Consider the following 15,241-nt stretch of genomic DNA (forward strand, 5'->3'; position numbering starts at 1 on the left):
CTCTCCTTCTGATCTAGACAATCCGAAGGATCTGCGGTGGCCGCCTCTTTCGTCCCGGAAAGTCCGGGTCATACACCACTTCGGTGGACGTGACCGTAGCGCCCCCGGGCGGTGGGTGCAGGCCGCAGGTGGTGCAGGCCTCGGGTGGTGCAGGCCGCGGGTTCATGCAGCGGCAGGGACGGAGGCACAAACGATGAACTCAAGCGACGACCGCAGATGGAGGGCGCAGGCGGTGGGTCGAGGACGGCAAAGGGAGCCCACCAAGCGCTGTCCCCGCGAACCTGGGCGGATGAGTCGCCTCGGCCGCCAAGAGGTGATCAGCGGAACACCGGCTGCCTGCCTATCCGCTTGACCTGGACAAACGCACAAGCGATCACCTTGTGATCATCTGGATGGTGCCTGATTGACCGCTGAGGAGGGGCTGCATGACACCTGGGCACTGCGGGAAACCAGGGGCGCGGGTTACCGTAGTTGATCATGAGTGCGGAGCATGCGTTACCTGGCGGCCGGACGGGGGGTGCGGTTCGCGTCGGGGATACCGTGCGCCGGCCGGCCGGATCGTGGACACCCGCGGTTCATTCCCTGCTTCAGCACCTCGAGGATGCCGGATTCGATGGGGCGCCCGCGCCTCGTGGCATTGACGGCGTCGGCCGGGAGATCCTCACCCTTCTTCCCGGCGAGACGGTCGGTGAGGGCCGGCCCTATCCGGAGTGGGCGCACAGCGACGAGACGTTGTGGCAGGTCGCGCAGTGGTTGCGGGAGTATCACGCGGTTGTCGCCGGCTTCGTTCCGCCGGCCGGGGCGCAGTGGCGCAAGGGTGGCGCCTGGGAGCCGGGGCTGATCATCGGACACAACGACGCCGCGCCGTGCAACGCGGTCTGGTCGGGGGAGCGGATCACCGGGTTCTTCGGGTGGGACTTCGCCGGCCCGGTCACCGCCGCGGCGGATCTGGCGTTCACCGTGTTCGCGTGGGTCCCGCTCAGCGCGCGGGCGGTGGCGACATCGGAGGGCTTCATCGCCTTCGGCGATCGCCAGCGCAGGCTCCGGCTCATGCTTGACGCTTACGGTTGGCGAGGCGAGAGCACCGAGATGGTACGCGAGACGCGGGACCGGATCAGCGCGTCCATTCACGACATCCGGCGACTCGCAGCGGCGGGCGATCCGGGATGCCGGCAGCTCGTCGAAGCCGGCTACGACCTGGAGCTGGCAGCCGCGGTGAAGGAACTCGCCACCTTCCCCCGCTGACCGGCAGCCGAACGGCGGCGATTCCAGGGCAGGGCGCCGGCAAGGGGCCAGCAAGGACCAGAGCGCACCGTGGGCTCATGAACCAGCAGACACTTCGTCAGACATCGATCAGCGCTCTCGGCACCATCCTCGGGATCTGGGCTCACCCGGACGACGAGGCGTACCTGTCCGGTGGGCTCATGGCTCTGGCCCGCGACGCCGGGTCCCGGGTCGTCTGTGTGACCGCTACTCGTGGGGAACTCGGCACCGCCGAGCCCGACCGTTGGCCGCCCGGCCCGTTGGCGGCCCGGCGAACCGAGGAGTTGCGGGACTGCCTCGGCATTCTCGGGGTGACCGAGCACCACTGGCTCGGGTACCGCGACGGGCAGTGTGACCGGGTTCCACCGAGCGGAGCGATCGCCCGGCTCGGTGACCTGATCGACGAGGTACGCCCGGACACGGTGGTGACGTTCGGCCCGGACGGCAACACCGGGCACCCCGACCATCGGGCCGTGGGTCGCTGGGCGGCAGCCGCCGTCTCCTGGGCTGCTCCGGCGGGTACGCGGCTGCTGCAAGCTGCCGTCACCACCGACTGGGCGCATCGTTGGCGCCCGACAAATCAGCGGTTCAGTGTCTTCATGCCAGGATTCCCGGTGACCCACGCCGAGTCATCCCTCGCTCTGCACCTGGCGCTCGACCCGGTGACGCTGGACCGCAAGGTACGTGCACTGACCGCCCAGGCCACCCAGACCGCAGGCCTGATCGGGGTGATGGGATCCGGCGAATACGCGGCATGGGTCGCCGACGAGGCCTTCGTCGAAGCCTGGCCCGAACCGGACCCGACGACCTGCGACCGCTGCTGGTGGAACCACGAGTCAGCCTCCTGGCACTGCGCCACCCACCCCTGACCGCTCAAGCCATCCACCCCACCCACCAACCGCTCAAGCCACCCCACCCACCAACCGCTCAAACCACTCGCCACCAACCGGGCCCAAGCAGCATCGAAACAACAGCCACAGCCAGCCACGAAGACCCAGCCGCGAAGGTCCAGGACCGGGCTTGGCTTGACCTGAAGGCGGCTTGAAGTTGCACGCTCGGACGCATGGCTGATTCGGGAATTTCGGTGATCGGGACAGGGGCCATCGGCAGTGCGGTGGCCCGCCGCCTTCTAGCGGCAGGCCGGCCCGTGACCGTCTGGAACCGCACTGCCCGCCGCACGGCCGGCCTGGTCAGCGACGGCGCACATCAAGCAAACTCCCTCGCCGACGCCTTCCAAAGACACGACCTCATCGTGCTCACCGTGACCGACTACGAAGCGGCCCGCCACTGCCTAGCCGGCGCGGCAGCCCAAGACGCCACCCAAAACGCCACCCAAAACGCCACCCAAAACGCCACCCAAAACCCCACCCCAGACCTCACCGGCCGGACCGTAGTCGTGATGTGCACCGGCACACCCGACGACGCACGCGCCACCGCCAACCTGGTAACCCGTCTAAACGGCGACTACCTCGACGCAGGCGTGCAGACCCCTCCCGATGCGATCACCACCGCCTCCGCGACCATCCTCTACAGCGGTCCGAGAGAACTCTTCGAGCGGCACACCCCGACATTCGAGCTGTTCGGCGAACCCCGGTTCGCCGGACCCACCCCGGAAGCAGCCGCAACCTGGGATCTGGCGCTCTTCGGGGTCTGGTACGACGCTCAGCTCGGCCTGCTCCGGGCGCTGAAGACAGCCCAGGACGCGGGAATCGACGTCACCGAGTTCGCGGAGACCGCCGACAAAACGCTCGGATACCTCCAAGCGAAAACAACAGCAAGCGAGGTGAAGAACCGGGTGTATCCGGCTGGGCCCGCCAACCTCCACGAGCACCTGACCGTCATCAACCAGCTCATCGAGACCCGCGAGAACACCAGCCTGAAAGACCTGCCCACCATCAGGACCAGGATCGAAGAGCTGATCGCCGACAAGCGCGGAGACGACGGGCTGACGGCGATAACCGCCGGGCCGGTCACGCCTGAAGCATGACCGGCCCGGAGAGTTTTAGAACGTCTCGCCTGCCGCGGCCTTCGTGACCAGCAGCGGCGGCGGGGTGAAGCGCGCCCCGTAACGCGCCGCGAGTTCCTCGGCGCGCGCGATGAAACCGGGGAGGCCGCCGGCGTACTGGTTGATGTACTGCAGGACGCCACCGGTCCAGCCCGGATATCCGATGCCGAAAATCGAGCCGATGTTGGCTTCGGCGACCGAGAGGAGGACGCCCTCGTCGAGGCACTTGACCGTTTCGATCGCCTCGATGAAGAGCATCCGCTCCTTCATGTCCTCGAACGGGATCTCGCGTCCGGCCGGGGTGCCGAAAGCGGAGAGCCCCGGCCAGAGGCCGGCCCGCTTGCCGTCGACATAGGAGTAGAAGCCGGCGCCGCCGGACCGGCCGGGCCGCTCGAACTCGTCGATCATCCGGTCGATGACCGCGTCGGCGGGGTGTGAGACATAGGAGGAACCTGCCGCGGCCTGATATTCCTTACGGATCTTGCGGGGCAGGGTCAGCGTCAGCTCGTCCATCAGCTGCAGCACCGGCGCCGGATATCCGGCCTGGCTGCTGGCCTGCTCGATGCTGGACGGCGGGGCGCCCTCGGCGAGCAGGGCGAGGCCCTCGTTGGTGAACGTGCCGATGACCCGGCTGGTGAAGAAGCCCCGGCTGTCGTTGACCACGATCGGGGTCTTGCGGAACAGCTTCACCACGGCCAGCGCGCGCCGGACGGCGAGATCGCCGGTCTGCGAACCCTTGATGATCTCGACGAGCGGCATCTTGTCGACCGGCGAGAAGAAGTGCAGGCCGATGAAGTCGGCCTGGCGGCGGACCCCCTCGGCGAGCAGCGTGATCGGCAGCGTCGAGGTGTTGGAGCAGAGCAGCGCGTCCGGCGCCACGACGTCCTCGATCTCGGCGAAGACCTTGTGCTTGAGCGCCGGGTCTTCGAAGACCGCCTCGATCACCACGTCGGCGCCGGCCAGGTCGGCCACGTCAGCGGTCGCGGTGATCCGGTCGAGCAGGGCCTGCCCCTTGGCGTCGGTGAGCCGGCCGCGGGCGATGTCCTTGGCGACCAGCTTCTCCGAGTAGCCCTTGCCGCGCTCGGCAGACGAGAGAGACACATCCCGCAGGACCACGGAGACGCCCGCGCGAGCTGCCACGTAGGCGATCGCCGCGCCCATCATCCCGGCGCCCAGCACCGCGATCTTCTTGATCGGCGGCACGTCGCCCACCGACCGGCCGTTCACCTCGTTCAGGTCGAAGAAGAACGCCTTGATCATGTTCTTGGCGACCGGGCCGGTGACCAGCTCGACGAAGTACCGCGTCTCGATGACGAACGCGGTGTCCACATCGACCTGAGCGCCCTCGACGGCGGCGGACAGGATGTTGCGCGGCGCCGGGTAGGGCGCGCCCTTGAGCTGCTTGCGCAGGTTGGCCGGGAACGCCGGCAGCTGCGCGGCAAGCGCCGGGGTGGACGGCGTGCCACCGGGGATCTTGTAGCCCTTGACATCCCACGGCTGGACAGCGGCCGGGTTCGCCAGGATCCACGCACGCGCCGCGGCGAGCAGCTCCTCCGGAGTGTCCACCAGCTCGTCGATCAGGCCGAGCTCCTTGGCGGCCGCCGCGCGGTGCCGGGTGCCCTGGAGCAGCACCTTCGTCAGGGCGACGAACAAACCCAAGAGCCTTACGGTACGCACGACGCCGCCACCGGCCGGCAGCAGACCGAGGGTGACCTCGGGCAGGCCGACCTCCAGCCGCGGATTGTTCAGCGCGATCCGGCGGTGGGTGGCGAGCGCCAGTTCCAGGCCGCCGCCGAGCGCGGAGCCGTTGAGTGCGGCGACGACCGGCTTGCCGAGCGTCTCCAGCCGGCGCAGCTGGCCCTTGACCCGGGTGCCGAGCTCGTAGACCTCGGCGCCGCGGTCGGCCGGCACCGAACCGAGCTGGTCGAGGTCGCCACCGGCGAACCAGGAGTTCTTCGCCGAGGTGATGATGACGCCGGTGATCGAATCCTTCTCGGCTTCCAGCCGATCAACAATCGAACCCATGCTGCGGACGTACGCGTCGTTCATGGTGTTGGCGCCGCGCGCCGGATCGTCGAGGGTGAGCACGACGATGCCGTCATCACCGCGGTCCCAGCGGATGGTCTCAGTCATGATGAAGAAAGCCCCTCAGAGTCGCTCGACGATGGTGGCGATGCCCATGCCGCCGCCGATGCAGAGGGTGGCCAGGCCGTACCGGCCGCCTCGCCGCTCCAGCTCGTCGACGAGGGTGCCGAGGATCATGGCGCCGGTGGCGCCCAGCGGGTGACCCATGGCGATCGCGCCGCCGTTGACGTTCACGATCTCGGGGTCGAGTTTGAGGTCCTCGATGAAGTGCAGGACCACGGCGGCGAACGCCTCGTTGATCTCGACGAGGTCGAGGTCGTCGACGGTGAGGCCGGCCTTGTCGAGGGCCTTGCGGGCGGCCGGGGCCGGACCGGTCAGCATGATCGTCGGGTCGGCGCCGCTGAGTGCGGCGGCGACGATGCGGGCGCGGGGCGTGACCCCGGCGCGCACGCCGGCGGCTTCCGAGCCGACCATCACGAGGGCGGCGCCGTCGACGATGCCCGACGAGTTGCCGGCCGAGTGGACGTGGTTGATCTTCTCGACCCAGTGGTATTTCTGCAGGGCCACCGCGTCGAAGCCGCCCTGGTCGCCGATCACGGCGAACGACGCCGGCAGCTTGCCGAGGCTCTCGACCGTCGACTCGGCACGGATGTGCTCGTCGTGGTCGAGGATCAGCAGGCCGTTGCGGTCGTGGACCGGCACCACGGACTTCGCGAAGTACCCGTTCTGCCAGGCCTTGGCGGCTTTCTGCTGTGAGCCCACCGCGAACGCGTCGACGGCCTCACGGTTGTAGCCGTCGAGGGTCGCGATCAGGTCGGCGCTGATGCCCTGCGGGATGAAGTCGGTGTTGAGACTGGTCTCCGGGTCGAGCGCCCAGGCGCCGCCGTCGGAGCCCATCGGCACCCGCGACATGGACTCGACGCCGCCGGCGAGGACCAGGTCCTCCCAGCCGGAGCGGATCTTCTGTGCGGCGATGTTCACCGCTTCCAGCCCCGAACCGCAGAAGCGGTTGAGCTGGACGCCGGCCGTCGTGTACGGCAGACCGGCCGCGATCGCCGCTGTCTTGGCGATGTCGGAACCCTGGTCGCCGAGTGGGGAAACGACGCCGAGCACGACGTCGTCGATCTCGGCCGGGTCCACGTCGGGGAAGCGCCGGCGCAGTTCGTCGATGAGACCGACGACCAGCGAGATGGGCTTCACCCCGTGCAGCGAACCGGTCTTCTTGCCGCGCCCGCGCGGTGTGCGCACGGCGTCGTAGATGAAGGCCTCGGTAGTCATCGCCTGCTCCTTCGGATGCGAATTGCGGCTAACTTTTGCCGATGTTTCCGCTTGATGTCAAGGCTATGAGACGCAACCTGCCGCGAACTGGAAATCACGGCTAGGCTGATCGCGTGCAGATCGCGGCGGTACCCGGGGAGCCTGCGCCCGAGGTGCGTAAACGCCCCAAGGATCGTAAGGCGCAGCTCGCGCTGGCCGCCGCCGAACTCTTCTGCGACCGCGGTTACCACGGCGTCAGCCTCGACGAGATCGCCACCGCGGTCGGCATCAGCGGGCCGGCGATCTACCGCCACTTCCCGAACAAGTACGCCATGCTCGTCTTCGCCACCCGCAAGCTCACCGACAACGTGCTGGCCGCGACCGAGCTGGCCGATCTCGACGAGCTGCTGCAGGCGCTGGCCCGGCTCGCCGTTCAGGGGCGCAAGGTCGCCGGCCTCTATCAGTGGGAGTGGCGTTATCTGGACGCCGAGCACCGCGACGAGTTCCGGGGCGATCTCGAGATCCTGGTGCGGCGATTGGCCGTACCCTTGCTGGCTCTGCGTCCTTCAATGAGTGAGAACGATGCGGAAGCGCTGGTCCGGGCCGTGCTCAGTGTGTTCGGCAGTCTCGGCACGCATCGCGCGGCAATCGCGAAAGGGCGCGGTGAGGCCGCGCTGCACCGGATGGCGTGGGCGGTGCTGCGTGAGGAGCCGCCGACGCCGGCTCCGGTCCCTGCGGGAGGAATGGAAGAGCAGACCCTGCGGGTGGGCGCGCGCCGCGAGATCCTCCTGGCCGAGGCGATCAAGCTCTTCCATCGGTACGGGTACCACGCTGTCGGTGTCGAAGAGATCGGCCGGGCCGCGGGGATCAACGCGTCCAGCGTCTACCGATACTTCCCCGGCAAGGCGGACCTGCTGGCCGCGGCGTTCTATCGCGCCTCCGAGCGGGTCGCCGAGGCCACGGCGGTCGCGCTGACCGGAGCGCAGAGCGACGAGGACGCGCTGCGCCGGATGGCGCAGTCCTATGTCGACCTGACGTTCGAGCGCAGCGCCCTGGTCTCGGTCTACCTCGCGGAGAACAACAACCTGCCCGAGGCCGACCGGCACGAGCTGCGCAAGGTGCAGCGGCTGCACGTGGAGGAGTGGGTACGCCTTCTCGTCCGGCTGCGGCCCGAGCTGCCCGTCGCCGAGGCGCGGGTCCTGGTGCACGCCGCGCTGAACGTGGTGACCGACCTGAGCCGCTGGGTGCGTTTCGACCGGCGCACCGGGATGGACAAGCACCTGGTGCGACTGGCGCTGAGCGTCCTCAAGGCGTGACGCCGTTCGAAAAGCCTGAAGTTAAGCAGAATTCGCCAACTGGTGATGGCTTTACCTGCGGCCTCTTCACAACAAGTTAATCGGGTTTTACAGTGCCGCCATGGATTCCTCCCTAGTCCAGCACTGTGCCGACACCGCCCGCGGCCTGACTATTCCTGCTCTGCTGCACCGCAACGCCACCGAGTTCGCCGACCTGCCGGCGCTCAGCCTTCTCGGATCCGACCGCACCCGCACCTGGCGGGAGCTGCGCGACGAGATCGCGGTGCTCTCCCGGGGCCTCGCCGACCTGGGCCTGAAATCCGGCGACCGTCTGCTGATCACCATGTCCAGCCGGCCCGAGCACTGGCTGGTCGACCTGGCCGCCGTGCACCTCGGCGCGGTGCCGTCCACTGTCTACTCCACGCTGTCGCCGGACCAGCTGGGTTATCTGGCCCGGCACAGCGGCGCCGAGATCCTCGTCGTCGAGGGCGCCGCGGAGCTCGCCCGCTGGGCGCCGCACCTGCAGGCGTTCCGGCACGTCGTGGTCGTCGACGGTGAGGGCGGCATCCCGCTGCGCGACGTCGCCGCCCGAGGGGAGGCCCTCCACCAGGCCGATCCGGGCGCTTTCGAGAAGGCGTGGCGCGAGGTCCGCCCCGACCAGGGCGTCACCCTGCTCTACACCTCCGGCACCACCGGTGATCCGAAAGGTGTGGTGCTCACCCACAGCAACGTGATCTACCAGTCGGTGGTCCTGGAGGCGGTGGTGCCGGACGTGCCGGACCACGCCGCGTCGCTGGCCTATCTGCCGCTCGCACACATCGCCGAGCGCGTCCTCGGCGTCTACAACCCGATCTACCGGACCGGGCACGTCACCATCTGCCCCGATCCCACGAAGCTGCTCGCCGGCCTGGTCACGATCCGGCCGGTCTCGTTCTTCGGGGTGCCGCGCATCTGGGAGAAGATGGTGGCCGGCGTGCAGGCCCAGCTGGCCGCCGCCGAACCGCAGGTCAAAGCGGCCGTCGACATGGCACGTGAGGTCGCGCTCGACGTCTACAAACTGCGCGGCGCCGAGCAGGAGGTCCCGCCGGAACTGGCCGCCACGCACGCCGCCTTCGACGAGAAGGTGCTCAAGCCGCTGCGCGCCAGACTCGGCCTGGACAACATGCTCTGGGCCGGCAGCGGCGCCGCGCCGATCCCGGTCGAGGTGCTGCTCTACCTGGCCAGCCTGGGCGTCGACGTGCTCGAGGTCTGGGGGATGACCGAGACCACCGGCACCGCCACCATCAACACCCCGGACCACTTCCGCACCGGGACGGTCGGCCGGATCAACGCCGGCATGGAGCTCAAGCTCGCCGAGGACGGCGAGATCCTGGTCCGCGGCCCGCTCGTCGCCGCCGGATACCTGCGCGCCGACGGCGGCATCGACCCGATCACCGACGCCGACGGCTGGCTCGCCACCGGCGACGTCGGCACCCTCGACGCCGACGGATACCTCACGATCACCGACCGCAAGAAGGAACTGATCATCAACTCCAGCGGGAAGAACATCTCGCCGGCCCAGATCGAGAACCTGCTGCGCGCCCACCCGCTGATCGCCCAGGCCGTCGCGATCGGCGACCGCCGTCCGTACGTCACCGCGCTGATCGTCCTCGACGAGGAGTCCGTCCCGGTCTGGGCGAAGGCCCGCGGCCTGACCGGCGACTCCCTGGCAGATCTCGCCGCCGACCCGGCCGTCCTCGCCGAGATCACCGCGACGGTCGAGGCCGCCAACACGAAACTGGCCCGCCCCGAACAGATCAAGACGTTCCGCATCCTCCCGGCCGGCTGGACCCCGGAGACCGGCGAGCTGACCCCGACGCTGAAGCTGCGCCGCCGCATCATCACCGACCGCTACGACGGCGAGATCAGCCAGATGTACGGCGGCTGACCAGCCCGTCCAACGCCGCGTACAGGCGCTCCGCGTCGGCCGGGCCGGTGGTCACGCTCACCGGTTTGCCCCTGCGGAGCGCCGTCAGCTTCGCTGCCGTCAGCTCATCGATGGCTCGCTCCAGGCGGTCCGCCGACGCATCAGGCGACTGCCCGAGTACGGAGGCAGCGGCGCCCACGATCGTGCGCAGCGGCTGGTCGAGTTGCCGGTGCATGCCGGAGTTCACGAAGAGCGGGTTGTAGAGCACGTAGCGGACCGGGCTCTCCGGATGACGATCGGCGAAACCGGTGCCGAGTAGGTCGAGGATGCGTGCGCCCTGCATGGTGGACGTGAACAGCGAGAAGTCGCGGGTCAGCTGGAGATCGTCCCAGCGGATCCGGCCGGCCGGGATGCCGCCGACACCGCAGAGGCTCACCACGACCGGATCGGTGCCCCGGGCCAGAGCCGGAAGCAGGCGCTCCACCAGCAGGAATCGGGACAGCACGCTGACCGCGAACGTGTGTTCCAGGCCCTCGGCGGTTTCCCGGCGCCGGGTGCTGAAGCTGCCGGCCGCCAGGACCAGCAGGTCGATGCGGTCGGGCAGCTTGGACACGAGGTCCTCGGTTTCGCGTACCGAAGAAAGGTCGGCGTCCGCGCTGCCGAGCGCGACCACCCGGTCGCCTCGCGCCGTGAGCCGGGAGGCGAGCGCACCGCCGATGCCGCGGGTGCCGCCGGTGATAACCACGGTTCTGATGGCTGCTGTTCGCATGCTTTCATCGTGGGAGACGGTCCCGATGCCCGAAAGAAGGCACATTCATGTCACCGGTCATCCAGGTTCCCGTGACCCGCGCCGACCGGGACACCTGCGACGTCTCCGGCGTGCTGAGCCGCGTCGGCGAGAAGTGGAGCGTGCTGATCCTGGCGCTGCTCGCCGAACGGCCGTACGGCTTCAACGAGCTGGACCGGGCCGTCGAGGGCCTCAGCCGGCGGATTCTCACCCGCACCCTGCGGCTGCTGGAGGCCGACGGGCTGATCGAGCGGGAGGTGACCGAGACACCGGCCCGGGTGGAATACCGGATCACCGGACTGGGCCGGTCGCTGCTGCCCCTGGTGCTGGCGATCGGCAGGTGGGCCGTCGAGCACGCCGGCGAGATCGCGGCGGCGCAGGCCCGTTTCACTGATGCAGGGCGCGCCAGTCACGAGGGGTGAGGCCGTACCGCGTACGAAAGGCCTTGCTGAAGTGGGCCGCGTCGCGCAACCCCCATCGGCGTGCGATCGCAGCGACCGTCGCCGCGCGCAGCGCGGGGTCGGCGAGATCGCGCCGCGTCCCCTCCAGCCGCCGGTGCCGGACCCAGTCGCCGAACCGCACGCCCTCGCCCTGCAGGACGCGGTGCAGGTAGCGCACCGAGATGTGCTGGCGGGCCGCCACCGCCGCCGGTGACAGATCAGAATCGGACAGATGCTGGCGGATGTCGGCGAGGATCCGGGTCGCGAGGGTGTTGCCGAGCGGTGCTCTGCTCAGCCGGTCGTCGCCGAGCTGGACGGTGACCGCGGCGCGGATCAGCTCGACCGTCGGCGTCGCGAGGACGCCGGCCGAGTCCAGCAGGTCCGGTTCGTCGGCGAGCCGGGTCAGATAGTCCGAGGTCAGCGCCGCGACCCGGTTGCCGCGATCGAACCGGACCGCGCTCGCCTCCCGCAGCCGCGCCTCCGGCAGGGCCAGCGCGGCCCGCGGGATCCGGAAGAACGTCGCGTCGATGCCGCCGGCGAAGAGCAGCGAGTACGGCGAGGCGGTGTCGTAGATCGCGAAGTCGCCGGGCCGCAGCACCGCTTCCCGGCCGTGCTGAACGACGATGCTGCTCCCGGAGCGTTGCAGGCCGAGGAAGACGACCGGCTCGGCGTCCTCGCGGGCCAGGCGCGGCGTACGCCGTACCGTCGTGGGGGTGGCCCTGGTGTGGCAGACGCCGAGGTCGCCGCACTGACCGAGACCGAGCGACACCGACATGTCAGTTTCGGACACGTGGTGTTCGATCTCGACGCGGACGACGCTGTCCCAGACGAGGGAGCGCACGGCTTCCTCGCGGTCCCGCGGGGCCAGCGCGGTGGTGGTCATCGTCGGCTGCACGGTTCTTACCGTCGCATGCTCGTGGCTTTTGTGACAGTGACCGGTCCCGCAGACACGACAGGTGTGCGCTCAGGGCCAACTTCGCAGGTCCCGGCGCTGCCTACGCTCCCGGCATGACCATCGCATCCGACCTGGAACAGATCGAAGCGGCCAACGCCAGCGGGAAACCGCCGGTCGTCTTCGTGCACGGACTGTGGCTGCTGCCGTCGAGCTGGCAGCGCTGGGCCGAGGTGTTCGCGGCTGCCGGGTACGCGCCGGTGCTGCCCGGCTGGCCCGACGACCCGGACACCGTCGAAGAGGCGAACGCGCACCCCGAGGTGTTCGCCGGCAAGAGCGTGGGCCAGGTGGCCGATCACGTCGCCTCGCTCGTCGCCAAACTGGACCGTAAGCCCGCGGTGATCGGGCACTCGTTCGGCGGGCTGATCACCCAGATCACGGCCGGGCGGGGGCTGTCGGCGGTCTCGGTCGCGATCGACCCGGCGCCGTTCCGCGGGGTGCTGCCGCTGCCGATCTCGGCGCTGCGGGTGGCCAGCGCGGTCATCGGCAACCCGGCGAACTACCACCGGGCGGTTCCGCTGACCTACGACCAGTTCCGGTACGGGTTCGCCAACGCGGTCAGCGAGGAGGAGGCCCGTGAGCTGTACGCGACGTTCGCGGTGCCGGCCTCCGGCGAGCCGCTGTTCCAGGCGGCGACCGCGAACGTCAACCCGTGGACCGAGGCGAAGGTGGACACCGGCAACCCGTCGCGGGGCCCGCTGCTGATCATCTCGGGGGAGAAGGACCACACGGTGCCGTGGTCGATCGCGAACGCGTCGTACAAGCAGCAGAGCGACAACCCGGGCGTCACCGAGATCGTGGAGATCCCGGAGCGGGGGCACTCGCTGACCATCGACAGTGGCTGGCGCGTTGTCGCCGACACGGCGCTGGAGTTCGTGAAGCGGTTCTCGTGATGCGTTTCTCGTGATCGTGGGGAGAGGGCCGGCGTGCCGGCCCTCTCCGTCGCTTTACGGCAGTCGCTCGCAGGCGGTGGCCACGTCGAGCTTGCTGACCCAGCACAGGTCGCCGATCAGCTCGCTGTTGGCACCGCCGTCGACCGTGTCGGCAGCGTCCTGGTAGTAGTCGCTGCCGTGGATCTTGTCGTCGCCGGCGTTTCCGTAGAGCTTGTTCGCGCCGGCGTTGCCGCGGATGTCGTCGTCGCCGCCACCGCCGTGGATGACGTCGTCACCCGCGGCGCCCCACAGCAGGTTGTCGGCGTTGTTGCCGGTGAAGGTGTAATCGCCGGCGCCGTTGCCGGCGAGGTTCTCCACGTCGGTGCCGAGGGTGTCGCCCTCGCCGGGCGCGCCGTCGTCACCCTTGACGCCGTCGAGGTCGGCGGTCGCCTGGGGCCGGTCGTAGTTGACGGTGTCGTTGTCCGGGCCGCCGAGGATCACGTCGGCGCCGATCACGGCCGGCGCGTTCTTGACGTCGCCCCAGAGGATGTCGCTGCCGGCGCCACCGTTGACGTAGTCGTTGCCGGCGCCGCCTTCGAGCTTGTCGTAGTGCCGCTCGCCGTACAGCTTGTCGTTGCCGGCGCCGCCGAAGATCTTGTCGTCACCCTCACCGCCGTACAGGGCGTCGTCGTTCTCGTCGCCGTACAGGTAGTCGCCGCCACCGTCCTGGCCGTACAGCTTGTCGTTGCCGGTGCCGCCGTACAGGACGTCGTTGTTGTCGCCGCCGTAGAGCTTGTCGGCGCCGGACCCACCGAACAACCGGTCCAGGTTGGACCCGCCGACCAGGATGTCGTTGCCGGAGCCGCCCTCCAGCGTCACCCGGATCCCGGTCTTGTTCACAACCGTGTCGTTCTTGCTGCCGGCCTGGACGTGGACCCGGGTCGGGTTCTTCGTGAGCTTGCAGCGGACCTTGGTCTTGTCGCCCTTGACGGTCTTGCAGCCTTTGCCGGCCTTGATCTTGACCTTGTCGTCGATCGTGACGGTCCTGCCGGAGCGGGTGATGACGACCTTGTTGGCCTTGCCGGAGCCGGCCGTGTACTTGACCTGGGTCGTCTTGGAGACCGAGACGACGCCGGTGGACGCGGCCTGCGCCGGCGCGGCGAGGACACCGACGCCGATCGTGGTGAGCAGGACCATGCCGATGCGGGAGATCATCATGATCAGTCCAGCCTCTCGCAGTTGGTGACGACGTCGATCGGGCTCACGTGGCAGAGATCGCCGGTTGCGGTGTTCGCCCCGCCGTCGACAACGTCGCCGTCGAGCGTGTGCGGGGAATCGAAGGCGTACCGGGCGGAGATCTCGTCGTCACCGTCGCCGCCGTACAGGGCGTTCGCACCGTAGCTTCCGTAGAGCTTGTCGTTGCCGCCGCCACCGCGGAAGACGTCGTCGCCCTCGCCGCCGTAGAAGACGTTCGCGGCGTTGTTGCCGGTGAAGATGTTGTCACCGTCGCCGCCGGACAGGTTCTCCACGTCGGCACCGACGGTGTCGCGCTCACCCGGTTCGCCGTCGTCGCCGGCCGAGCCGTCGAGATCGACGATCGCCTTGCCGCGGTAGTAGTCCGCGGAGTCGACACCCGGTCCACCGAGGATGACGTCGGAGCCGTGCTCGTTCCCGGAGTCCTCCGGGTTGACGTCGCCTTCGAGCCGGTCGTCGCCGGTGCCGCCTTCGAGCCGGTCGTTGCCGTAACCGCCTTCGAGCATGTCGTTGCCGGACTCGCCGTAGAGCTTGTCGTGGCCCCGGTCGGCGTAATAGAAGCTGTCGCCGAGCAGCCGGTCCGCGCCGCTGCCGGCGTAGAGCGTGTCGTTGCCGTGCTCGCCGGCGAGGCTGTCGTCACCGGTCTGGCCGTACAGCTTGTCATGACCGCTGCCGCCGCCGAGGTAATCGGCGCTCGAGCCGCCGAAGAGGGTGTCGTTGCCGGTTCCGCCGTACAGTTTGTCGGCGCCGGTGCCACCGTCGAGGACGGACGCGATGCCGGTCTTGTTGGTGACCTTGTCGTTCTTGCTGCCGGTGTAGACCAGGACCTTGGTCGGGTTCTTGGTCAGCTTGCAGCGGACCTTGGTCTTGTCGCCCTTGACGGCTTTGCAGCCCTTGCCGGCTTTGATCTTGTATTTGTCGTCGATGGTGACGGTTTTTCCGGACCGGGTGATGACGACCTTGTTGGCCTTGCCGGAGCCGGCCGTGTACTTGACCTGGCTGGTCTTGACGACCGAGACCACGCCGGTGGACGCGGCCTGGGCGGGCGACGCGAGAACGCCGGCGCCGATCGTGGTGAGAAGAATGATCCCTATGCGGGCAGCATGCGATGAACGCGTCATGAAA

At 68.9% G+C, this 15,241-nt stretch carries 13 protein-coding genes; 7 read left to right on the forward strand and 6 right to left on the reverse strand.

The features are described from left to right. The first annotated feature begins 477 nt into the window (after positions 1-477). From B0I29_RS34455 to B0I29_RS34465, 3 genes are all read left to right on the forward strand, one after another. Complete coding sequence (locus B0I29_RS34455) at positions 478-1,245, forward strand: phosphotransferase (protein ID WP_111653334.1); 768 nt, start codon at positions 478-480, stop codon at positions 1,243-1,245. A gap of 77 nt (positions 1,246-1,322) precedes the next feature. Continuing rightward, the gene (locus B0I29_RS34460) at positions 1,323-2,132 is read left to right on the forward strand and encodes a PIG-L deacetylase family protein (protein WP_111653335.1); all 810 of its coding nucleotides are present in this window, start codon (positions 1,323-1,325) and stop codon (positions 2,130-2,132) included. Positions 2,133-2,326: 194 nt separating this feature from the next. Next, positions 2,327-3,250 (forward strand): NAD(P)-dependent oxidoreductase, encoded by a 924-nt coding sequence (locus tag B0I29_RS34465; RefSeq protein ID WP_111653336.1) that lies wholly within the window; start codon positions 2,327-2,329, stop codon positions 3,248-3,250. 15 nt (positions 3,251-3,265) lie between these two features. On the opposite strand, the gene B0I29_RS34470 is transcribed toward B0I29_RS34465, so the two are convergent. Together B0I29_RS34470 and B0I29_RS34475 are read right to left on the reverse strand one after the other, a co-directional pair. Beyond that, positions 3,266-5,401 (reverse strand): 3-hydroxyacyl-CoA dehydrogenase NAD-binding domain-containing protein, encoded by a 2,136-nt coding sequence (locus B0I29_RS34470; protein ID WP_111653337.1) that lies wholly within the window; start codon positions 5,399-5,401, stop codon positions 3,266-3,268. A 15-nt stretch (positions 5,402-5,416) separates the two neighbouring features. After that, a complete protein-coding gene (locus B0I29_RS34475) occupies positions 5,417-6,631 on the reverse strand; it encodes an acetyl-CoA C-acetyltransferase (RefSeq protein ID WP_111653338.1) in 1,215 nt (404 codons plus the stop codon). 113 nt (positions 6,632-6,744) lie between these two features. Here B0I29_RS34475 and B0I29_RS34480 point away from each other — a divergent pair, with 113 nt between their 5' ends. Together B0I29_RS34480 and B0I29_RS34485 are read left to right on the forward strand one after the other, a co-directional pair. After that, entirely contained in the window at positions 6,745-7,926 is a 1,182-nt protein-coding gene (locus B0I29_RS34480) for a TetR/AcrR family transcriptional regulator (RefSeq protein WP_111653339.1), read from the forward strand. Between the two features lie 100 nt (positions 7,927-8,026). Beyond that, positions 8,027-9,832 (forward strand): AMP-dependent synthetase/ligase, encoded by a 1,806-nt coding sequence (locus tag B0I29_RS34485; protein ID WP_111653340.1) that lies wholly within the window; start codon positions 8,027-8,029, stop codon positions 9,830-9,832. Here the strand turns inward: B0I29_RS34485 and B0I29_RS34490 are convergent. Beyond that, the gene (locus tag B0I29_RS34490) at positions 9,810-10,580 is read right to left on the reverse strand and encodes an SDR family NAD(P)-dependent oxidoreductase (protein WP_146616976.1); all 771 of its coding nucleotides are present in this window, start codon (positions 10,578-10,580) and stop codon (positions 9,810-9,812) included. The genes B0I29_RS34485 and B0I29_RS34490 overlap by 23 nt on opposite strands. 47 nt (positions 10,581-10,627) lie before the next feature. On the opposite strand from B0I29_RS34490, the gene B0I29_RS34495 reads away from it, so the two are divergent. Further along, positions 10,628-11,020: a winged helix-turn-helix transcriptional regulator gene (locus B0I29_RS34495; protein ID WP_111653342.1), complete on the forward strand. Its 393-nt coding sequence runs from the start codon at positions 10,628-10,630 to the stop codon at positions 11,018-11,020. On the opposite strand, the gene B0I29_RS34500 is transcribed toward B0I29_RS34495, so the two are convergent. Beyond that, positions 10,986-11,933 (reverse strand): AraC-like ligand-binding domain-containing protein, encoded by a 948-nt coding sequence (locus B0I29_RS34500; protein WP_220091510.1) that lies wholly within the window; start codon positions 11,931-11,933, stop codon positions 10,986-10,988. The two genes, B0I29_RS34495 and B0I29_RS34500, sit on opposite strands and share 35 nt — an antisense overlap. 113 nt (positions 11,934-12,046) lie before the next feature. On the opposite strand from B0I29_RS34500, the gene B0I29_RS34505 reads away from it, so the two are divergent. Further along, the gene (locus B0I29_RS34505; RefSeq protein ID WP_111653343.1) at positions 12,047-12,883 is read left to right on the forward strand and encodes an alpha/beta hydrolase; all 837 of its coding nucleotides are present in this window, start codon (positions 12,047-12,049) and stop codon (positions 12,881-12,883) included. 54 nt (positions 12,884-12,937) lie between these two features. Here B0I29_RS34505 and B0I29_RS34510 read toward each other — a convergent pair whose 3' ends face one another. Both B0I29_RS34510 and B0I29_RS34515 read right to left on the reverse strand, forming a co-directional pair. After that, on the reverse strand, positions 12,938-14,080 hold the full coding sequence (locus B0I29_RS34510) for a calcium-binding protein (RefSeq protein WP_111653344.1): 1,143 nt from the start codon (positions 14,078-14,080) through the stop codon (positions 12,938-12,940). A gap of 2 nt (positions 14,081-14,082) precedes the next feature. Further along, positions 14,083-15,237: a calcium-binding protein gene (locus tag B0I29_RS34515; RefSeq protein ID WP_111653345.1), complete on the reverse strand. Its 1,155-nt coding sequence runs from the start codon at positions 15,235-15,237 to the stop codon at positions 14,083-14,085. Between the last annotated feature and the right edge of the window lie 4 nt (positions 15,238-15,241).

The organism is Actinoplanes lutulentus, assembly GCF_003259845.1.
Lineage (GTDB): Bacteria > Actinomycetota > Actinomycetes > Mycobacteriales > Micromonosporaceae > Actinoplanes > Actinoplanes lutulentus.

Coding starts and splice junctions, on each gene's coding strand:
- B0I29_RS34470 (WP_111653337.1), bottom strand. CDS start 5,401: ATGACTGAGACCATCCGCTGGGACCGCGGTGATGACGGCATCGTCGTG.
- B0I29_RS34490 (WP_146616976.1), bottom strand. CDS start 10,580: ATGCGAACAGCAGCCATCAGAACCGTGGTTATCACCGGCGGCACCCGC.
- B0I29_RS34505 (WP_111653343.1), top strand. CDS start 12,047: ATGACCATCGCATCCGACCTGGAACAGATCGAAGCGGCCAACGCCAGC.
- B0I29_RS34465 (WP_111653336.1), top strand. CDS start 2,327: ATGGCTGATTCGGGAATTTCGGTGATCGGGACAGGGGCCATCGGCAGT.
- B0I29_RS34460 (WP_111653335.1), top strand. CDS start 1,323: ATGAACCAGCAGACACTTCGTCAGACATCGATCAGCGCTCTCGGCACC.
- B0I29_RS34485 (WP_111653340.1), top strand. CDS start 8,027: ATGGATTCCTCCCTAGTCCAGCACTGTGCCGACACCGCCCGCGGCCTG.
- B0I29_RS34475 (WP_111653338.1), bottom strand. CDS start 6,631: ATGACTACCGAGGCCTTCATCTACGACGCCGTGCGCACACCGCGCGGG.
- B0I29_RS34495 (WP_111653342.1), top strand. CDS start 10,628: ATGTCACCGGTCATCCAGGTTCCCGTGACCCGCGCCGACCGGGACACC.
- B0I29_RS34455 (WP_111653334.1), top strand. CDS start 478: ATGAGTGCGGAGCATGCGTTACCTGGCGGCCGGACGGGGGGTGCGGTT.
- B0I29_RS34510 (WP_111653344.1), bottom strand. CDS start 14,080: ATGATGATCTCCCGCATCGGCATGGTCCTGCTCACCACGATCGGCGTC.
- B0I29_RS34515 (WP_111653345.1), bottom strand. CDS start 15,237: ATGACGCGTTCATCGCATGCTGCCCGCATAGGGATCATTCTTCTCACC.